Source organism: Coleofasciculus sp. H7-1 (assembly GCF_057473865.1).
In genome coordinates, this window is the sequence record NZ_JBYCCT010000008.1 from 1 (window position 1) to 19,670 (window position 19,670).

A 19,670-nucleotide genomic window follows, 5' to 3' on the forward strand; every position below is an offset into this window, starting at 1 on the left:
TTGTGGTGCGAATCAAAAATAATATGAAGACTGAACTCGACCATCAGCGGTATCGCGTGGTTTGGTTTGGCGATTTAGAGAGTCGCAGTGAGTTTCGGTTAGCGACTAATTTGGACTCTTTAACGAATGAAGAGATTAGTGAAATCTACCGTAAGCGGTGGCAGGTTGAGATTCTTTGGAAGTTTTTGAAGATGCATCTTAAACTCGACCGATTGATTACTAAAAATGTCAACGGTGTCAGGATGCAAATCTATATGGTATTAATTGCCTATGTGATTCTAGAGTTGATGGAAATTCCTGCTTTTTATGGGCATCGATTGTTGGATAAATTTCGCTATTTGCAATTAGAATTGAGCCGCCGCTGTTCCATTGTGCATTGGAGCTACGATTTACTGCCCAATATGCTTGTCTAATCTTTCATGAAGTTTTATGTCTGGATTCAACACTTCTGGGCTATCCATTACCCGCATCTTTCTTAACAATTAAACAAGAGACTTAACATAATGGTGAAAGGCTTGATAAGTATAGTGTTGAGAGAAGAGAAGCGGGTAATGGGATCAGGGAAAAGTGGGCAGCCCAAGAATTGGCGCAGATAGACTTAGGAGATGCTCGTCGAAACAAGCGGTTAATACGTATAGTAGAAGACTTGGCAGCGCAACCGGCTAGTAGCGTACCACAAGCCTGTGAAAATGTGGCAGCAACCAAGGCAGCATATAATTTTTGGAAATCACCATATTTTTCCGCCAGTGAGATTCGCCGTGCCCATATAGCCAGGACAATTGAAAGAGTTAAAGACGATCAGATAGTATTAGCAATACAAGACACAACAAGCATAGATTTAACAAACCACCCAAAAACTAAAGGGGTGGGTTATCTAGACCATTCCCAATCATCAGGATTGAAAGTACATTCAACATTGGCAGCGACAAGTAACGGAGTCCCGTTAGGGATTATCGAACAGCGAGTATGGGCAAGAGAACCAGAAAATTTAGGGATTGCTAAAAAACGTCGTCAACGGCAAACCCAACAAAAAGAAAGTCAACGCTGGTTAGATGGATTAGAGTTAACACAAAAGTTGATACCACCAGAGATTCAAGTGGTGACAATAGGCGACTCAGAAGCAGATATATTTGACCTATTCAGTTTCAAACGTTCCGAAAATTCCCACTTGCTCATTCGCGGTACTCACAATCGCAAAGTCAACCACTGTGCTAAATATCTACATCAAGCCATACGCCAAATTGAACCATCTGGAACCCTGGCAGTAGAAGTTAAACGGTCTCCAGAACCTAGTGCGAGAACGGCGGTATTAACAATGAGATTCACCAGTTTAGATATCCAAGTACCATTACATCACATCCGGCGTTCACAGCTAAAACCTATTAGTTTACAAATCATTCTGGCAGCAGAAGAAAATCCACCCACAGGAATTAATCCGATTAGTTGGTTGTTAATTACTAGCTGGGAAATTAATAGTTTAGAAGAGGCAGCACGTTGTATTGAATGGTATACCTACCGTTGGTTAATAGAACGCTATCATTACACATTAAAAAGTGGTTGTGGGATTGAAAAATTACAATTGGAAACCGCCGACCGCATTCAGATGGCACTGGCTACTTATACAATTGTGGCTTGGCGGTTGTTATGGCTGACTTACTCTTCACGAGTTAATCCTGATTTACCATGTGATGCTGTTTTAGAAAAGAGTGAATGGCAATCTTTGTGTGCGACTATCAACCATAATTCTATTCCACCAGACAAACCACCGTCTTTAGGAGCAGCTGTGCGAATGATTGCAACTCTTGGTGACTTTTTGGGGCGAATTGGTGATGGTGAACCTGGGGTAAAAACTATTTGGCGTGGATTGCGCCGATTACACGATATTGCCGCTACCTGGAAACTTCTCCACTCATATTCCCCCTCTCCTTGTTGATAGTTAACGCCCGCTCTTTGACCGACTGCACCCTACCGGCAACGCTAATATTCATTTCTTGTTTCTTTTGTCAATCATGCCGTCTTTATTTACTTCTGCCATCCCCTCAGTATCTACCTTACAGAAATGTTAAGAAAGATGTGGGTAATGGATAGAAGGAGGTTAGGGGGTTAGGTTTGCCGAGTGTCTCGCTGGCGCGAAAGAACTAACCGTCAGACAGAGGATTTCCATTCGGCGATCTTTAATCAATTGAAGGGGTAGAAGACGAAAGCAAGGTTTAATGATGGAAACGAAAGAACTGGGACATACGGGTGTCAAAATAAGCGCGATCGCTCTGGGTGGAATGCCAATGTCTTTAAGTAGCAGACCTCCAGAATCAGAATCAATAAAAGTCATCCATCGCGCCCTCGATTTGGGCGTCACAATGATTGATACCGCTGATTCCTACTGCAAAGATGAATCAGATAAGCATCACAACGAACGCTTAATTAGTAAAGCGCTTTCCTCTTATTCTGGCGATAAGAGTAATGTTATCGTTGCCACCAAGGGCGGACTGATGCGCCCCAATGGTAGCTGGACGCGCAACGGCAACCCCAAGCATCTGCGGGAGACAATTCGGATCAGCTTTGAGGCGTTGGGGGGACAGAAGCCGATAGATGTTTGGCAATACCACGCACCCGATACAGACTACACGATTGAAGAGTCACTGAAACCAGCAAAAGAAGCTGTGGAACAAGGAACGATCCGGTTTGTCGGTGTCTCCAACTTTTCAGTAGAGCAAATTAAACGCGCCCGTGATGTGGTTGAGATTGTCTCCGTGCAAAACCAGTACAATCCTTGGAATCGTCAGCCAGAATATGATGGGGTGCTGGAGTATTGCCAGAAGGAAAAACTGACGTTTTTGCCTTGGAGTCCGTTGGGTGGTAGCCGTCGCGTGAGCAATTTGGAAGATATTGATGCGATCGCTCAACTTGCCCAAGAAAAAGGCGTTTCTGTCTACAATATTGTCCTAGCATGGCTGCGGGCAAAATCTCCAGCCATTGTGCCTATCCCCGGCGCAAGTAAAGTTTCCAGCATTGAGGACTCTGTGCGTGCTGTCGATGTGCAACTATCTGATGAGGAAGTAGCAAAAATTGACCGCGCTACAGCATCCTAATTACAGTAGGGGCTTTCGCATTCGAGTGAAAAAACTCTTGCACCTATCACATTAAGCCGCCAGCCGCCAGGGGTTCAAACCCCTGGCTAATAAAATAAAGCCGCCAGCCGCCAGCCAGGGGTTTGAACCCCTGGCTAATAAAATAAAGTCCACTAAAGTGGACTGAGGAAGAACTTCAGTCCACTTTAGTGGACTTGATTCTGTTAGCCCGGAACTTGAGTTCCGGGCTGGATTGGCGGCTTATTGAGAATGGTGCCAGATGTCAGGTGAAAAAACTCTGGCTGTAACGATAGAGGTGTTCGCGCAAATGCGAAAGCCCCTACTAGGGTTTTAAGCCACCGCTAGTTCTGAATCTTCCTCAGACATTTCTGTGGGAACGCCATCCTGAACCAGTGAAGACATCTGTCCGCTTTTCTGCATCAGATTCGTCACCATTGCCAACAAAGCATTCACCTTGTGAGTCCGCCACGTATCCATAATCTCTTCTACCGCTGCATCTGGGAGGCGACGCTTTAACGCTTCTAAAAGATAAGCGGCGTGTCCGGTTTCGTCGTGGGCGATACTCAGGAGTCCCTTTTTCAAACTGACACTATTTGGTTCGTCCTCTGGTAACACATTAGCCATGCGAACGAAGTCTTTGCTGGCATCTAGTTCTAGGATATAAGTGCTACCCATGAACACCACCCAGTCAATATTCTGCGGTTTCAAGCTTTCTTGCGAGTATCCTTCAAAGTAAGCTTCAAAAAAGGGACTGCGGCGGCGTTCATCCGGTTTAGCCTCTGGCTTGGTTTCAGCGGCTTTCTTGAAGTCAATGACTTGCTTGTTAAGCCGCTTCAGCGCTTGGGCAAAAATTTGACCGTGACGCTTTTCATCGGAGGCGTGGCGAGCAAGTTTTTCAGCTAGCCACGTATCGCCTTCAGCGGCGGCGCGATCGCTCAATGCTTGCAGAAATGGAACTGAACCTGATTCTGCCAGTTGGAACCCGGCGAGGACGTTTGGGCGCGTTAGGGGATCGCGGATTTGGCGGGCACCAATGTAAGCACCAGCACCCGATCCGGCTAAGTGCAAAAGGTAGGTAAAAAAGTTCATGCTGAAATTTTCTTGAGTGTTTAGAGCTAACGGATGCTATTCTATCGCTGTTTTTTTAGATGAGTAGTCACGGATGCTTTTATTGTTGCCAATGCGGTGTTCGATCGCTAATTATAAATTTTCTAGATTTATTCAACTAAAATAGCCAAATGCATCCTCCAAAAGAAGTATTTTTTGCAGTTGCCGCTTGGAGATTTGATGCTGTGGAAGAGTTTAGTCGATCGGGCAACGCTTTAGCAAAAACTGAGTGTTTCGCTAATTTAAAAGAAATTGTCAATCCTAGATTTAAAATTTAAAATCAAATAATCTCTGCATTCAAAAAATTAAAACTACAATGAAAGGTTTGTCCGTATTTTCACTGAGTTTCGCCGCGATCGCGACTATTTTCATATCTTCAGACGCATTCGCAGAAATTTTCAAAACCAGTCATCGACTATCGGGGTTTTCAACCGATAGCCGTCACTATATCTACCTAGAAAGCTATCGAAACCCGATTACAGAAGCTCCGCAAGCACAATTACAAATTGTGAATGCGCCTACAAATTCTTGCGTTGAATACGGCTGTATAGAAACTGAAAATACTCAGGAATCTTCAAATTCAACTACTAAAGCCGCTGAGACAGAATTACTCAAAAAAACAGCAGTAATTCGGTACAAATTAAAACTAAATCGTCCGGCGGCAGGAAGAAGGCTGCCAGCTCTTTCTCGCGTCACCAACCCAGATGGAAGCGAAGTTTATACCTTTTTAGTGAAGAACAAAAAAGATCCTCTACAGGTGCTGATGCGGCAAAAATATATACCATCAGTTGCGTATGGGGGAAATGCGGATACGGATCGGGCGGCGCTGCAACTTGAGATTATTTACAACAATCGGAGACGTACCCTGAGCAGCCTGAATACATACCGCGATCGGACGATGAAATATACGCTCAGAGAAGTGCGTTTAGCTCCAAATGGACGGAGTGCGGTTATTCTAATGAATACGATCGAACCTGCTGAACAGGGAGCGGTACAGACGACTTTGGTACAGAGTTTCCCGCTTTGAATTTCCAGCTATAAATTGCCCGTTTTAAAAATGCAATGCCGCCAGAAAATTTAACCGATTATCCCTACTTTAGTGCCCGACGAGTGGTGATGGGGCAGCGAGGTGCTGTGGCAACTAGCCAACCTCTGGCGGCTTTGGCTGGGATGGAAATGCTGATGGCTGGGGGAAATGCGGTGGATGCAGCGATCGCGATGGCGATCGCGCTGACGGTGGTTGAACCCACCTCCAACGGCATCGGTTCAGACGCTTTCGCTTTAGTTTGGGATGGGCAATTGCACGGCTTGAATGCTTCCGGGAAAAGTCCCCAGCATCTCAATCTAGACACTTTTGCCGGGATGGAACAATTTCCCAATCTGGGTTGGCTGACTGTCACCGTACCGGGTGCTGTGTCGGGATGGCAAAAATTATGGAAACGTTGGGGAAAGCTACCGTTTGAGCAGCTATTTGTACCAGCAATTCGATACGCTGAAGAAGGTTTCCCAGTGTCACCGGAGACGGCACGGGCGTGGAAACGAGCCGAGGCAGTATATTTGCCGCTAATTGCGCCGGAATTTCAGCCGTTTAAACAAGTATTTTTTCCGGGAAATCGGGCACCCGCCGCCGGGGAAATTTGGCGGAGTGAGGCTCATGCCAAAACGCTAAGAGCGATCGCCCAAACTGAAGGGGAAAGCTTTTATCGAGGGGAAATTGCTGAAAAAATCGCTAATGCCGCCAAAAGCGGGGGCATTCTGACAGCATCTGACTTGGCAATGCACTCCTGTGAGTGGGTGCAGCCTATTTTCACCAACTACCGGGGCATTACCGTCTGGGAAATTCCTCCCAACACTCAAGGCATCGCCACGCTGATGGCTTTAAATATTCTGGAAGGTTATCCCCTGTCCGATTACCCCCGCGAATCAGTTTCTAGCTACCATCTGCAAATTGAGGCGATGAAGCTGGCTTTTGCCGATTTACATCAATATATTGCCGATCCTCGGTTTATGGAGGTGCCTGTAGAACACCTCCTAAACAAAGCTTATGCTGACGAACGGCGCTGTTTGATTGAAAAAGAAGCTTTAGCGATCGCTCAGCCCGGTTTACCCAAGGGAGGCACCGTCTATCTAGCGGCGGCTGACGGCGAACTGATGGTTTCTTTCATCCAATCCAACTACAGTGGCTTCGGCAGCGGCATTCTCGTTCCCGATACCGGCATCGCCCTGCAAAACCGGGGATCGGGATTCACTCTAACTCCGGGACACCCGAATCAAGTGGGAGCCGCTAAACGCCCCTTTCACACCATTATTCCCGGCTTTCTTACACAAGACAATCAACCCTTGGGGCCATTTGGCGTCATGGGGGCACCTATGCAACCGCAGGGACATCTGCAAGTCGTTGTCAACCTCCTAGACTATGGAATGAATCCCCAAGCAGCGCTGGATGCACCCAGATGGCGGTTTGTTGCTGGAAAGACAGTGCTTTTAGAACAGATGGTGCCCCGGAATATCGCTCTAGCTCTGGCTGAACGGGGTCATAATATCCAAATCAGTGCAGAACCAGGAATGTTTGGCAAGGGTCAGATCATCTTGCGGCAAGGCGGGGTACTGGTTGCCGCCTCCGAACCCCGCGCCGATGGGCTGGCATTAGCCTGGTAAAACCTTTCATTAGAGAGACGCGATCGCATCCCTAAATACCTCCCCAGACTGAGAGGCTCTTGGTCTATTTATTATTAACTTTTGTAAATAGCTGTGTAATTTATCTTTACCAAAAGGTCATTCATGAAAAGTTTAGGAAAATTGTTGTTCAGCGTCATCGGTGTTGGGAGTTTGGTAGTTCTCTCTGCTTGCAGCGGTCAGCCTGGTGCAGACACGACCAGCCAAGCTCCTGCTGGCGATTCTACCGCAACGACCGAATCACCAGTTGCTGAAGCGCCTGTTACTACCACCTCACCCAGTGCTGAAGTTTCTCCTACCACCTCACCCAGTGCTGAAGCCAACGGTGCTGCAACCGAAAACAAAAACCTGGGAGAATTGGCACAAACAGCAGCCAGCAATGGTTCCTTCACTACCCTCACCAAAGCAGTGCAAGCAGCAGGCTTGACTGACCAATTAACTGGGGACAAGCCTTACACGGTATTTGCACCGACTGATGCAGCTTTCGCCGCCTTACCACCCGGTACTGTGGACAAACTACTGCAACCAGAAAACAAACAAACCTTAATCAAGCTTCTGAGCTACCATGTGGTGCCAGGGAAAATCTCTTCTAGCGAACTGAAATCAGGAGAGGTGAAAACTGTTGAAGGTACCCCCGTCACCATCAAAGTTGATAGTACCAGCAGCGAAATTACGATAAACAACGCCAAGGTGATCCAGCCGAATATTCCAGCCAGCAACGGCGTCATCCACGTTGTTGACAAAGTAATTTTGCCTCCAGATATTCAAGCAAGTCTTGGTTCCAATCAGACAGCACAGTAGTACGGCAAAGTTGTTGCAACAAAGCCTAAAGTTGCTGTTGTTAACGCCATGTGCAACTTTTTCTTAGCCCCCCTTTTGAAGGGGGGTTGGGTGGATCGAAAAGTAAAGCCAATTTTGTTATATCCCTCCTAGCCCCCCTTTTCAAGGAAGGAGAAATACAGAAAGCGAGTATTCGCCTTAGTGTAAAGACAAGGGTTATCGCGTCTCTACAGGGGTTCACAACTCAAATAGGATTGCTATAGATCCCGAAGCTTTCTTTCAACCAGATGTATCTACCTCAATTTCATGATTTAAAACTTTGGCATTCAAGCTTTTGAAATGTGTGGGTAATGATGAGGAATTAATTAGCCTGTAGGGGTGGGGAAACCCGCCCTTTTTAGTGGGTGGCTTTCCCCAATCCCCAAGAAAACGAGAAATTCTATAATTTTAGGGCAAAGCCTAGCAGCTGCCTTGTAGCTGCGTTTTAGTCCGATCTAAAATCCCAAATCGTAGCCGCCTTGCTTCCGCGCGACGTGCCTTCTACAGCCGCCGATCTTTAAAATTCTTAATAAAAATTCTCAGCAAATCAGTCTAATCTAACGTTTTAGCGGTTTTCAGCCGTGAAAAAGATCGGTACGCTCCTCGGTAGACCTTAAGGATCGGAAATTTAGCATGACCAGCAATTTAGCAACCAAATTGCGTGAGGGAACCAAAAAATCTCACACGATGGCAGAAAACGTCGGTTTTGTCAAGTGCTTTTTAAAAGGCGTTGTTGAAAAGAACTCTTACCGGAATCTGGTAAAGAACCTCTACTTCGTCTATTCAGCAATGGAAGAAGAGATGGAACGGCACCGGCAACACCCCATTCTGTCTAAGATTTATTTTCCCCAGCTGAACCGGAAAAAGAGCCTAGAACAAGACCTCACTTACTACTACGGTACCAACTGGCGCGAACAAATCTCTGCCTCGCCTGCCGCTGAAGAATACATCCAGCGCATTCGGGAAGTCTCTACTTCAGCCCCAGAAATGTTAGTTGCCCATTCCTATACCCGCTACCTTGGCGACTTATCCGGCGGTCAAATCCTCAAAGGCATTGCTCAACGGGCGATGAACCTCACGGATGGGCAAGGGACTGCTTTCTACGAATTTCAAGACATTGACGATGAAAAGGCGTTCAAGGCAACCTATCGCCAAGCGATGAACGATCTGCCCATTGATGACGCCACAGCCGAAAAGATTGTGGATGAAGCCAATGCTGCTTTTGGCATGAATATGAAGCTGTTCCAAGAATTAAATGGCAACTTGATCAAGGCAATTGGTCAGATGCTGTTCAACACGCTGACACGCAAACGCAGTCGCGGTAGCACGGATCTCGCCACCGCCGAACAATAAGTTTACGTTCCCTCAAGACTCTTAGACCACAACACACGATTTTTTACAATCCTGGAGGCTGGGTGATGGTGAAGCCATTATCATCAAGCTTTCAGGATTGTCAGCTTTTATAGGGCATCTTGGCGATAGGAAATGTCCCTTAGACGAGATTACAGGAAGGCGATCGCGCAGCTGCACGCGCCTGTTCAATCCATTGTGCGATCGCGCCCCGCGTGGGACATAGATCCCGGCGTTGTAGGGTGGCGACTTGGAATCGCAAAATTTGTTGATGTATCCTACCAAGGGGCATCTGGGCAAGCTGTGCAGGAGAAGCGATCCCCGCATGGAGTAGCAGTCCACAATATTCGCAACCCACACCCGGAAGGCGAGACAAGTCCGCCAAAGCCACCCATTTATTAATGTGTTGAGTATGAATCTGTAACTGGGCAGCTAAGGCTTGTCTTTGCACCGGGCTATTGGCTTGCTGGAGTAGTTGCAGGGTGGTTTTTATGCCACAGTCTATTAATCGAGCTTGATTTTCAGCGCTTAATCCAGGCAGTTGCTCGATTTGCCAATTGCTAGGAATGAAGCGATTTGGACGCGAGGGATGAACAGGTTTCATTTTCCGAATTCCTAGTGCATGGACTTTTTGAGTTATCTACAAGATTGCATGGGTTGTATCAGCGCTTCCACACACCGAGAAAGTCACATCCCGCTTGGGAGGTAATATTTTCTACTCTATCAAATGGTGAATAATACAGCAACTAACGATTTAATTGCCTAAAATTTCAGATATAAAATTACCTAAAATTATTTACTTCTTCAGAGAAACGTAAGGGTAAAATTCATTTTCTAAATTAACTAGAGTTTGAGTTTCTTATTTCGAGAACACTATTGAACCAAGCTTGATACTTTTAGGGTTTGTAGAGAATCATGGCATCAAACCTTGAGGGGGTGACACGGTATTGGCGTTGCGATCGCTTCCTATAGAGGCAACATTGGCGATCGCACCCTCTGCTGATTCCTGAGCGAGGTGAAAGCGATCGCCTACCTGTAGGGTGCGTCTCGACGCACCCTACAGGTAGGCACTCTAACGGTACAGTCCACCCATTATTTAAATGTCAAACTACAGGCGAGCGATCGCACTCAAACGATGAATGATTTACACTACAATAAGGTGAAAAGCTCTTGGGCAAATGTCAAAAATGCGGCATTTTTATGTTACTGAAATTCAAAATACCCGCAGTGAAGTTTTAAGCCAAGCTGCTGTTGAACCAATTTTGCTCACAACAGAATCACAACCAAGTTACGTAATTATGTCGGTCGAAAACTATGAGCAACTAATCAACCGACTAGCTCAGTTGGAGGATTTAGTGTTCGGTCAGCAAGCCCAAGTTGCCCTCTCAACCTCGCGGATGGTTGGTTCAGAGACTTTTATAGCAGAACTCAAGCATTTAGCTATGCTGGATGGTAACGGCTGAGTGCATGGCAAAGCTTGATGGTCCGTCGATCAGTTCAACCTGCCGATCTGCCAAGAGACCACTTTCAATCATGTGATGGTAATCTTTGACAGTCCAACGGGTTAATGTTCTGACCATAGCTATTTTGACGCTATTTGAGTATTCAGCCTAATCACAGGAGTTTATTAAACCCTGAGATTGCAGATGTTCGGTCAACCAGGTTTGATCGGCTTGAGTAAGACGCGGTGAAAGCATACGATTGTAGTCAATGACAAAGGCAAAGCCAGCGCGATCGTATACCTCGTGAATTAAACATTGTAAATCTAGTGTGGGTTCACTCTCTCCTCTACGAAGAGGAACTTTAAACATAGGAATTGGAGTTTGTAAGGATAAAGAATATAAGTTAGCACGAGGACGCTGGTGAGCAAGACTTATCAGGATACGATAAAGAGATGGTGCAGATTGTCCCAGCATGGGCATAGGCGTACCAGCACGGAGTAAGTCAATTTCCACGAGATGAGCAAGGCTGCGTAGAACTTGTTGGCGCTTGGTTTCGTAGGCGATGCGTCCTGGACCGGCTTTCTTGTTTTTGGGTGAGAGGAGTTCGATGACGGTGACAACTAACCCGGTTTCAATTTCGCGGATTTCGAGGTAACTTTCGCGAACCTCTTCGGGCATTGGTAACGTAACAATAGTGGGCTGCGGTATCAGCGTTCCTATGTTGTTTGAGATTTCGTCTTGGCTGGGGCGACTTATTCCCTGAGTGACGCTGACATCGGGAATTCCAACTAAGACAGACTCCCCATCGCTGATTTCATAGATGCGGCGTTCAACCGCCGCCCTGTATTTAGGTAGGATTTGGGGATTGAGGGCATCTGCGATCGCGACAATTAGCCTACTATGTAACTCTGACCATAGTTGGGGTGCTTCAAGGTATGGATTCATCCCAGGAAAGGGGGAAGACATAGTGCGATCGCAGAAACACTATTTTATTGATCGTAGCTGATTTATCGAGATGGGCTGTTTTGCACATATAAAGGAACGCATCCTACGGGAGAGGAGCGATCGCACTACAAGATCGGCGATTGCACTCCACCATTTGAGCAAAATAAGCGATCGCCTTAGATATGAGCTTGAGTTGTAGGATGGGATAGCGATCGCATAACCCATGCAAATGTTGGGTAACGTTGCCTCAACCCAATCTACGGGCGATCGCACGATTGCGTTTAATCAAAGGCTTTGTTATCAAGCAATGCGGTAATCAGCTTGCTCTCCCTTTAGCTGTTTGTGCCTCTCGACAAAAACGAGGGGAAAGGAATCTCTGGCAACGGCGGTTTTGGGAGCATTTGATCCGTGATGAAGAGGACTTTACCCGACATTGCGACTATATTCACTACAATTCTGTAGCGCATGGGTTATGTCAGGTTCCTCAACACTGGCAGTTTTATAGTCTGTATCGATTGATTGCAGCAGAAGTATATGCGCCAGATTGGGGAATAAACGGTACAAGCGTTGAACCACCAAGTTGGGGCGCTGGCGAATAAGTAGGGTGCGTCGCGACGCACCCTACAATATCAGCGATCGCACTTCTTCTTTTAATCAATGAAGTTGATCGTTAATGAAGTAGCACGCCTTATAAGATCGGCGCTCGTTATACAGTTTTCAACTTATTATAAAGTTGTTTATATTTCTCTAGTAAATCACCATATATATTGGTATCAACTTCAAATTTATCGTAATTGGCTATCACATAATCAATTATCGTATTAACCTTATCACGAACCAATGAAAACCCTTCTTCCTGCAACCTATATTCTATAACTGAACATAAGCAATTGACGATATCGTTATCATCAGCAGAATAGTCGCTTTGTAAATAGTTGATCACAGCCTGGAGATAGAAATCAAAAGCTCTAGGTCCCATCCATACTAGATCTTGCCCATAAGCTAAACTGCTTTCACGAAATAAGACTTCAACCTCTTCCAAAGTCTTGTTGAGGAAATGTTTACATGCTGTGATCTCATCTAGAGAGTTGTAAACATTAATCTCATCTTTAGTCGGTAGTTCCATAATATGACTTTCTCATTTAGTAGGTAAGGTGCCACATCTAGCTAAACTTAGTATTTTCTCAGCTAATGCCTTCTTGTGCTTTCCTTCAGGATCGTCACCTCTTTTCTTTCGAGCGATGCTTTCTAGTAAAACATCATCGCAGCCTTCTTTCAAGTAAGCTTCTCTGAAACCAATTTCAGCTGTAATACAAGCTATCTTCGCAGCACGTTCTGCGGGGGTATCGGTTCCCTTACAACCCTTGCAGGTGCCTAATGCTTCCTTAGCCGCATAAATTTCCAAGCATTTTTTAATTTTCGCCTGTATCGCTTTTTCAGCAGCCTCTTTTGCAGCCTTTTCAGCCGCCTCTTTTTCTAATTTTGATGCAGCTTTCACTGCTTCTTCAGCTTTACTCACAGCTTTCGCTTCTTTAAAGGCTTTTGCTAAACCCTCTTCTCCTAATTTAAGCGCCGTTTTTTCAGACACTTTGACGACAGCTTTACCTGCCATGACTCCTGCCTTTGCTCCATCTCCAATTGCAGGAATCATGGCGAATGCACTTATTCCTGCATTCGTCCAATCACCTTCTGCAACATAGATAGCAGCATTGACACCATCAGGAATAGCGCCTAAAACTGGTATAAATCCAGCAATGTCCAATGCTCCATGAACTATATCCATAGCGGAAGGATCTTTATCACGTACGCAACTAGAAGAGTCTCCGCTTATAGGTTCATCAAAAACAAAAATATCACCTTCAATACAACAATACGGGTGATCAAAAGTACGCGAAATCGTCAAATAATAAGTTCCTGAGGGAAGACTGCTAAATGAAAATGACTTTGTTCCCACCGTATTGGCTGTGCAAGTTGCAATTTCATTGTCGAACCACAAATCTACAGATTTAGTCAATGTGATTCCAAAGTCATGATTTTGACAATTAGGAGTTTCTGTCTTCAGTGGCTTTAAAGCAAGAACGACCCTTAACCCGCCTTGAGAAACCTGAACTTTTCTAGTTGTTAATACTCTACGGCAGATCTGGACTGTACTATCAAACGCAAGACTTCTCATTACTTTCTGTTCAGATATTGTTTGAATAGAAAGCTGTGCAGAACTGTTATCCTTTTTACTACTATCTTCTTCACGTTGAGCACCTTGCCCTCGAATTCCTAATCCTTGCATTTGGAGAATAGACTCAGTTGTTGGAGCAGAATTGCTGGCTAGTGAAGTATTGATTGAGTCATCCGCAGTTCCTTTTCGCATTATCTGACTATCTTCTTCTTGGCAGGCAGGGCATTTTCGCTGTAAGCTCCCCGTCTGCTGCACCACATGAGTCAACTCATGCGCCGTCAACTCATTATTCCCTGGCGACTTCCCTTCCCCAAAATAAACATCACTCCCATGAGCAAACGCCTGAGCACCCAATTCCCGATTCATCTGCACCGCTTCACCACCCGTATGCACCCGCACCGAGCTAAAATCAGCACCAAAGCGCGGCTCCATAAACGATCGCACTTCCGGTGCTAAAGCCGAACCCCCACCCTTAGATGCATTCAAACGACCTTCTAAATCCCCAGACGCTTCACTCCCACCCGCTTGAAATGCTCGTTGTACGAGCGATCGCATTTGCACCTGCTCATCCACTCGCCTCTGCACGATAGGCGTAATTGACCGTATCAATGACGACATCTGAACTGGGTTGCCCTCTTCCCCAAACCGCTGCACTTGAGGCGAAGGAGCCGCAGGGACGGACATCCTCATTACCTGCGCCGCCATCCGGTCAGCTTCCTGCTCGTACTTATCCCCTGGCGCTCCAACGGTAAGCTTCGTTTGGACGAGCGCCCTCAACGACATCTCATCCGAGTCTTTTCCTTCTTCCAACCCCTGCTCTTGCTCTTGCTGCTGGCACTCCGAGCATTGCCGTTGAATCCCCATATCCCCCAAGGGCTGGGCAACTGACCCTGCTGGCGCAATCGGCAACGAGGGCATCCGCATCACCACCTCTGCTACCGATATCGCCCCTTGATCCTTTTGTCCTGCCGCCTCCTCCCCCTGCTCCTTACTTTCCATAGACGGCATCACATTGGCGATTAGCGTGTCCGCCGCATTCCTTGAATAACTTGGTCTTTCTTGCTCTGAAGAGGAATTTATCTCCTGTTGAGGCTGGACAGAAAAAGAGTGCGAACCATCAGAACCATTATTTTTTTTCTGAGTAGAAATAGGACTGAACGAAGAACTTTTCTTTTGTGTATTTGTATACATATTCTTCCCCAACTTTCCTCGCGTTAGAGATTAATTGATAATTTATGAAAATATTATAGATTATGCAGTTCAGTTTAAATAAATATTTAAATATGGCTTAATATTGTCGCTATAAAAACTTTAGATTCACCGTTGAGCTGCCAAAGTAAAGAAATATGAATACCTCAGCACTCTCCAATAGATATCAAACTAATTTTCAAGATTTGCTGGCATCAGTAGATAGAGTTCGTCAGCGATTAGAAAATCATATTTCTCGTTTACAACAACAGTCAGCCCAAGCAGAATTAGACAGACAATTAGCCCCAGAAACAGTTGTTGACCAAAGCATCCCCTCAGCCTTAGAGAATTTATGTACCATCTTCAGCCTGTCCCCCTTTGAGCGCGACATCCTGCTGTTGTGCGTTGGCATGGAATTAGACCCGAACTTTAAATTTCTGTGTGCGGATGCCCAAGGAATCCGAGAACTAAATTACCCTACCTTTAGCTTGGCATTATCAATCTTACCTAACAGCCATTGGAGCGTCCTAGCATCCCAAAGCCCCTTACAACGCTGGGGGCTAATTGAAATCGGCACCTCGCAGACGCTAACTCAATCTCCCATCCAAATTAACAAACGTATCCTGTGCTATCTCCTAGATGAACCTTGCCTAGACGACCAACTAACAGGCATTGTCAAGCCCATCCCATTCGAGAGCGATCGCAACCTACCTCTCCCACCCTCACACCAAAAGCTGGCACAACAGCTAATCGGTACTTGGTCTGATGTCAGCGGTACATCCAGCTTTCCGATCGTGCAACTGTGTGGCTCAGAAGTGAGCGCCAAATACTCTATTGCCGTAGATGCCTGTACTCGTGTAGGGTTTAACCTGAACGTGATGGAAGCGTCTGTCCTTCCTACCAACCCCCACGAACTCCATCACTTAATACAGCGCTGGTTTCGCGAAGCCCTCTTGACCAACAGCGCCCTCTTTCTCAACTGCGATGAAGTGAATCAGGCTGATACATTGCGAGAGTTTGCCGTCTCCCAGTTCATTGAGAACCTTAACAGCCCCTTAATTGTCAGTAGCCAGGAACGACAGCATCCACGCCAACGCCCCCTCATCACTTTTGATGTCCCCCATCTGACTCACAGCGAACAACTAGCTATCTGGAACTCTTACTTAGGCACTGCTGCGGCTGAACTGAATGGGCAAGTAGAGGCGTTAGCGTCTCAGTTTAACCTCAGCACTCCCACAATCGTAGCCGCCTGTTTGAAAGCTAAGGGAGAACTGGACAGAGGGGAAGAGGTGGAGAATTCTGAATCTCCAATCCAAAATCCAAAATCCAAAATCCAAAATCAGTTGTGGGATATTTGTCGCGCAATGGCACGCCCGCGCTTAGATGATTTGGCTCAACGGATTGAATCAACAGCTAGCTGGGAAGATTTGGTATTGCCCGAACAACAACGCCAGACGATTAGGGATATTAGCGCTCATGTCCGACAACGCGCTAAGGTTTACGAAGGCTGGGGGTTTGCTGGTAAAGGAGGTCGGGGTTTAGGCATCAGTGCCCTATTTTCTGGTGCTTCTGGTACGGGTAAAACTATGGCAGCAGAGGTAATGGCGCAGTCATTGCGTCTTGACCTTTATCGTATTGACTTGAGTGCTGTCGTTAGTAAATATATTGGCGAGACAGAAAAGAACCTGCGGCGGATATTTGATGCGGCAGAAACTGGGGGCGCAATTTTGCTATTTGACGAAGCGGATGCTTTGTTTGGCAAGCGCACTGAGGTTAAAGATAGCCACGATCGCCATGCTAATGTCGAAGTCAGCTATCTACTCCAGCGCATGGAATCATACCAGGGCTTGGCTATTCTGACGACTAATCTTAAAGGTTCTCTAGATCAAGCCTTTCTGCGCCGTATCAGGTTTGTGGTTCCCTTTCCCTTTCCGGATGCTAAAGGCAGATCTGAGATATGGATGCGTATTTTTCCCAGTCAAACTCCTACAGAGGGTTTAGATGCAGAAAAGTTGGGCAGGTTGAATGTAGCGGGAGGAAATATTCGTAATATTGCGTTGAATGCTGCTTTTCTAGCTGCTGATGCGGGAGAAGCGGTGATGATGAAACATATTCTGCAAGCGGCTAAAAGCGAATATTTAAAGTTGGAGCGATCGCTTACTGATGCTGAGATAAAAGGCTGGATCTAATATAGACAGGACTTACGCAAATATCACCACATCTGCCACCGCAATCCCCCTGGGGATTGAACCCGAAAAAACTCTATATGTATAAGCTTTGCGTAAGTCCTGAAGAACTGGAGCGATCGCGCAATCGAGCTAAATTTCAGCTTTCAGCCTAGAATAGTCAATCGTGTATACAAGGCACTCGTAAATAATTACTAAAGATCCGCCCTCGCCGCCTTGGTACTGAATTATTAATTCAAAACTCAACACTTTTCCAACAATGGCTACAAAAATTCCCGTCACTGTGATTACCGGCTTCTTAGGGAGTGGTAAAACAACTCTAATCCGCCACCTGCTACAGAACAATCAAGGACGCCGCATCGCCGTTTTAGTCAACGAATTTGGCGAACTGGGGATTGATGGCGAATTGCTGCGTTCTTGCGGCTACTGTCCAGAAGAAGACGCCGACAGCACCAGCAATATTGTTGAATTGACCAATGGTTGCTTGTGCTGTACGGTTCAGGAAGAATTTTTGCCGACGATGCTAGAACTGCTGAAGCGCAGAGATAGCCTGGACTGCATTTTAGTTGAAACATCGGGATTGGCGTTACCGAAGCCGCTGGTGAAGGCATTTCGCTGGCCTGAAATTCGCAATGCAGCGACGGTGGATGCTGTCATTACAGTGGTGGATTGCGAAGCGGTGGCGGCGGGGAGATTTGCTAGCGATCCCGAAGCCGTGGACGCACAGCGCCAGGAAGATCCCAATCTGGAACACGAAACGCCATTGCAAGAACTTTTTGAAGATCAGCTGGCGTGTGCCGATTTGGTGGTGTTGAATAAAACCGATCTGGTGAATGCTACGCAGCAGGCTGAGGTAGTGAATTTGATTGAACGAGAACTGTCTCGTGCTGTCAAGATGGTAGCTAGCGATCGCGGAAAATTAGATCCGGAGGTTCTCCTGGGCTTCCAGAGTGCCGTAGAAGACAACTTAGACGATCGTCCTAGTCATCACGACACTGAAGAAGACCACGATCACGACGAAGAAATTACCTCAACTCAGGTGACTTTAAACCGTACTTTCGATCCCCAGAAGCTGCAAAAACAGTTGGAAGCGTTGGTGCAACAACAGGAAATCTACCGAATCAAAGGATTTGTGGCAGTTCCCAACAAAGCGATGCGGCTGGTATTGCAAGGAGTGGGAACGCGATTCGATCAATTTTATGACCGTCCCTGGCAACCAGAGGAAACCAGGCAAACTCAGTTAGTCTTTATTGGTCAGAAGCTCAATCCCGATGAAATTGAGTCGCAGTTGGCAGCGTTACCTGGCTGAAATCTCTCAAATTATCCAAACTGAATAATGCTTTCAAACGTTGCTCTAAATCTTGCAAGTGCAAAGCATCCTGGCGGGAAACGTTACTAAGTCGCCTTTTGCCCTCTACACTGGCTGTCGATCTTCCGGCGTTACAGCGATCCCCTTCTAAAAACTAGCAAGTTTCCGGATTGTCATAAGTCCAGGAAAATTCGGAAACTTCTTTCATCCAAATGGACCTAGCAAAGACGCCCAACTGGTTGAGGTGCGATTGACTGGGTTGATGCTCAACCTTTACTTCCATCTGGCGATCGCCTGATGAGCGTATGCTTGCCTTAGCACAAATTGCTCTAGTTTTTTCTAGATGTAGGACTGGATATCCACACCACATTGATCGACTAGATAACAAAGCGCCCGAAAACGCAAGCCTACCAGTTGGTCGTAAAACGGATTCAGCTTGCACAACGGAGGAATATGTCCTACTTTGTGACCAAATAGCTTGATATCGCGCTCAAAGGGGCACTGTGCTGGAATCGCCTTGGCGAGAAACTCAGCCCGCTTTCGGTCAGAAATCTCAATTCCGTCCAGCCATTGACGGAGTGGGCGCAGTACATCGAATTGCGGCTTTTTGGGCAAGCGAACGACTTTAGCTGCTTGTACGCTCTCTGCCGAAGCGAGGGCAATACTTTGTAGGGTATTCGGCTGTTTGTCTGTGCAGATCATACTCATTAGGTTCACCCTTGTGTTTTCCAGTTGCTTGAGTATTTGCTCATCCTTATTTCCAAGATACAAACCCTAAAGAAATGTTTCATAAAACTACGAACAAATTCTATCAGGATTTTTAAAGATTTGATGAAATAACCAGCAATTAAACAAATGGCACGTCAAACTACCTAAGCTGGCATTGACTTAGAGACTGAATTGAGTTTATTTCTCGACTGGTTGCAATCGTGAAACGCAACGCCAAGCCAAATCTAGAGGAACAGAATTAGATAAGTTAAACAAATGTTCCGAAAATTCTGACCTAAGAGAGTTAGTTGCGGCAAGACTATCCAAAACTCCTGAAATCCTTTAAAAATTGTAGGTTGGGTAGAGCGATCGCGTTACCCAACCGACTGCATCAGTGCTGGGTTTCGCGAACTCAACCCAGCCTACATAGCCTACACATCCGAGATTTGGATAGTCTTTCAGGAGTTAGTTTTTAGCTTGGCGATACTGCATTGATTAATTACATTAAAACTAAGTATTCAGTCAAGGCGAAAGTATCCAACGGGGTAATTTTCTTGAGTGCAATTCGTTCATTATCTTTCCTGAGATTGATAGAGGATTGGTAGCAAAAGTAACAAAAAGTTTGCAGAGGGAAAGGAAGAAGTTTTAACGCTACCTACTGGCGTGGCACACTTAAAA

18 protein-coding genes and 1 pseudogene are annotated in these 19,670 nt (G+C 46.0%); 12 read left to right on the top strand and 7 right to left on the bottom strand.

Annotated features, from left to right (window positions below; translation table 11 throughout):
- From AC2VDX_RS01415 to AC2VDX_RS01425, 3 genes are all read left to right on the top strand, one after another.
- Positions 1 to 413, top strand: a 413-nt coding sequence (locus AC2VDX_RS01415) for a transposase (RefSeq protein WP_486928079.1), incomplete at its 5' end; no start/stop codon positions are given.
- 143 nt (positions 414 to 556) lie between these two features.
- Positions 557 to 1,933, top strand: a complete 1,377-nt coding sequence (locus AC2VDX_RS01420; protein ID WP_378172409.1) for an IS4 family transposase — start codon at positions 557 to 559, stop codon at positions 1,931 to 1,933.
- A 283-nt stretch (positions 1,934 to 2,216) separates the two neighbouring features.
- Positions 2,217 to 3,089 carry an aldo/keto reductase gene (locus tag AC2VDX_RS01425; protein ID WP_378172406.1) on the top strand — a complete coding sequence of 291 codons (873 nt, stop codon included), beginning with the start codon at positions 2,217 to 2,219 and terminating at the stop codon, positions 3,087 to 3,089.
- Positions 3,090 to 3,419: 330 nt separating this feature from the next.
- Here AC2VDX_RS01425 and AC2VDX_RS01430 read toward each other — a convergent pair whose 3' ends face one another.
- Positions 3,420 to 4,178, bottom strand: coding sequence for a ferritin family protein (locus AC2VDX_RS01430; protein ID WP_378172389.1), 759 nt, complete (start codon positions 4,176 to 4,178; stop codon positions 3,420 to 3,422).
- Between the two features lie 334 nt (positions 4,179 to 4,512).
- On the opposite strand from AC2VDX_RS01430, the gene AC2VDX_RS01435 reads away from it, so the two are divergent.
- The 4 genes from AC2VDX_RS01435 to AC2VDX_RS01450 all read left to right on the top strand — a co-directional run bounded on the left by AC2VDX_RS01435 (position 4,513) and on the right by AC2VDX_RS01450 (position 9,044).
- On the top strand, positions 4,513 to 5,223 hold the full coding sequence (locus AC2VDX_RS01435; protein ID WP_378172386.1) for a DUF2259 domain-containing protein: 711 nt from the start codon (positions 4,513 to 4,515) through the stop codon (positions 5,221 to 5,223).
- A 35-nt stretch (positions 5,224 to 5,258) separates the two neighbouring features.
- A complete protein-coding gene (locus AC2VDX_RS01440; protein WP_378172383.1) occupies positions 5,259 to 6,854 on the top strand; it encodes a gamma-glutamyltransferase family protein in 1,596 nt (531 codons plus the stop codon).
- 123 nt (positions 6,855 to 6,977) lie between these two features.
- Positions 6,978 to 7,673: a fasciclin domain-containing protein gene (locus AC2VDX_RS01445; protein WP_378172380.1), complete on the top strand. Its 696-nt coding sequence runs from the start codon at positions 6,978 to 6,980 to the stop codon at positions 7,671 to 7,673.
- 651 nt (positions 7,674 to 8,324) lie between these two features.
- Entirely contained in the window at positions 8,325 to 9,044 is a 720-nt protein-coding gene (locus tag AC2VDX_RS01450; RefSeq protein ID WP_378172378.1) for a biliverdin-producing heme oxygenase, read from the top strand.
- Between the two features lie 139 nt (positions 9,045 to 9,183).
- Here AC2VDX_RS01450 and AC2VDX_RS01455 read toward each other — a convergent pair whose 3' ends face one another.
- Complete coding sequence (locus AC2VDX_RS01455) at positions 9,184 to 9,645, bottom strand: DUF4332 domain-containing protein (RefSeq protein WP_378172375.1); 462 nt, start codon at positions 9,643 to 9,645, stop codon at positions 9,184 to 9,186.
- A gap of 583 nt (positions 9,646 to 10,228) precedes the next feature.
- On the opposite strand from AC2VDX_RS01455, the gene AC2VDX_RS01460 reads away from it, so the two are divergent.
- Positions 10,229 to 10,504 carry a type II toxin-antitoxin system prevent-host-death family antitoxin gene (locus AC2VDX_RS01460; protein WP_378172403.1) on the top strand — a complete coding sequence of 92 codons (276 nt, stop codon included), beginning with the start codon at positions 10,229 to 10,231 and terminating at the stop codon, positions 10,502 to 10,504.
- Between the two features lie 147 nt (positions 10,505 to 10,651).
- Here the strand turns inward: AC2VDX_RS01460 and AC2VDX_RS01465 are convergent, their stop codons facing one another.
- On the bottom strand, positions 10,652 to 11,449 hold the full coding sequence (locus tag AC2VDX_RS01465; RefSeq protein WP_378172372.1) for a DUF4058 family protein: 798 nt from the start codon (positions 11,447 to 11,449) through the stop codon (positions 10,652 to 10,654).
- A gap of 221 nt (positions 11,450 to 11,670) precedes the next feature.
- Here AC2VDX_RS01465 and AC2VDX_RS01470 point away from each other — a divergent pair, with 221 nt between their 5' ends.
- Positions 11,671 to 12,027 (top strand): transposase, encoded by a 357-nt coding sequence (locus AC2VDX_RS01470; RefSeq protein WP_378172369.1) that lies wholly within the window; start codon positions 11,671 to 11,673, stop codon positions 12,025 to 12,027.
- A 107-nt stretch (positions 12,028 to 12,134) separates the two neighbouring features.
- Here the strand turns inward: AC2VDX_RS01470 and AC2VDX_RS01475 are convergent, their stop codons facing one another.
- Both AC2VDX_RS01475 and AC2VDX_RS01480 read right to left on the bottom strand, forming a co-directional pair.
- Positions 12,135 to 12,554, bottom strand: a complete 420-nt coding sequence (locus AC2VDX_RS01475) for a hypothetical protein (protein ID WP_378172366.1) — start codon at positions 12,552 to 12,554, stop codon at positions 12,135 to 12,137.
- Positions 12,555 to 12,566: 12 nt separating this feature from the next.
- A complete protein-coding gene (locus AC2VDX_RS01480) occupies positions 12,567 to 14,156 on the bottom strand; it encodes an eCIS core domain-containing protein (protein ID WP_378172363.1) in 1,590 nt (529 codons plus the stop codon).
- A gap of 53 nt (positions 14,157 to 14,209) precedes the next feature.
- Here AC2VDX_RS01480 and AC2VDX_RS01485 point away from each other — a divergent pair, with 53 nt between their 5' ends.
- From AC2VDX_RS01485 to cobW, 3 genes are all read left to right on the top strand, one after another.
- Entirely contained in the window at positions 14,210 to 14,353 is a 144-nt protein-coding gene (locus AC2VDX_RS01485) for a hypothetical protein (protein WP_378172360.1), read from the top strand.
- Between the two features lie 594 nt (positions 14,354 to 14,947).
- Positions 14,948 to 16,978 (top strand): ATP-binding protein, encoded by a 2,031-nt coding sequence (locus tag AC2VDX_RS01490; protein ID WP_378172357.1) that lies wholly within the window; start codon positions 14,948 to 14,950, stop codon positions 16,976 to 16,978.
- A gap of 256 nt (positions 16,979 to 17,234) precedes the next feature.
- Complete coding sequence (gene cobW, locus AC2VDX_RS01495) at positions 17,235 to 18,284, top strand: cobalamin biosynthesis protein CobW (RefSeq protein ID WP_378172355.1); 1,050 nt, start codon at positions 17,235 to 17,237, stop codon at positions 18,282 to 18,284.
- A 108-nt stretch (positions 18,285 to 18,392) separates the two neighbouring features.
- Here the strand turns inward: cobW and AC2VDX_RS01500 are convergent.
- Positions 18,393 to 18,567: pseudogene (locus tag AC2VDX_RS01500) on the bottom strand (cupin domain-containing protein); the annotation flags it as partial.
- A gap of 56 nt (positions 18,568 to 18,623) precedes the next feature.
- Positions 18,624 to 18,992: a Mo-dependent nitrogenase C-terminal domain-containing protein gene (locus AC2VDX_RS01505; RefSeq protein ID WP_378172352.1), complete on the bottom strand. Its 369-nt coding sequence runs from the start codon at positions 18,990 to 18,992 to the stop codon at positions 18,624 to 18,626.
- Between the last annotated feature and the right edge of the window lie 678 nt (positions 18,993 to 19,670).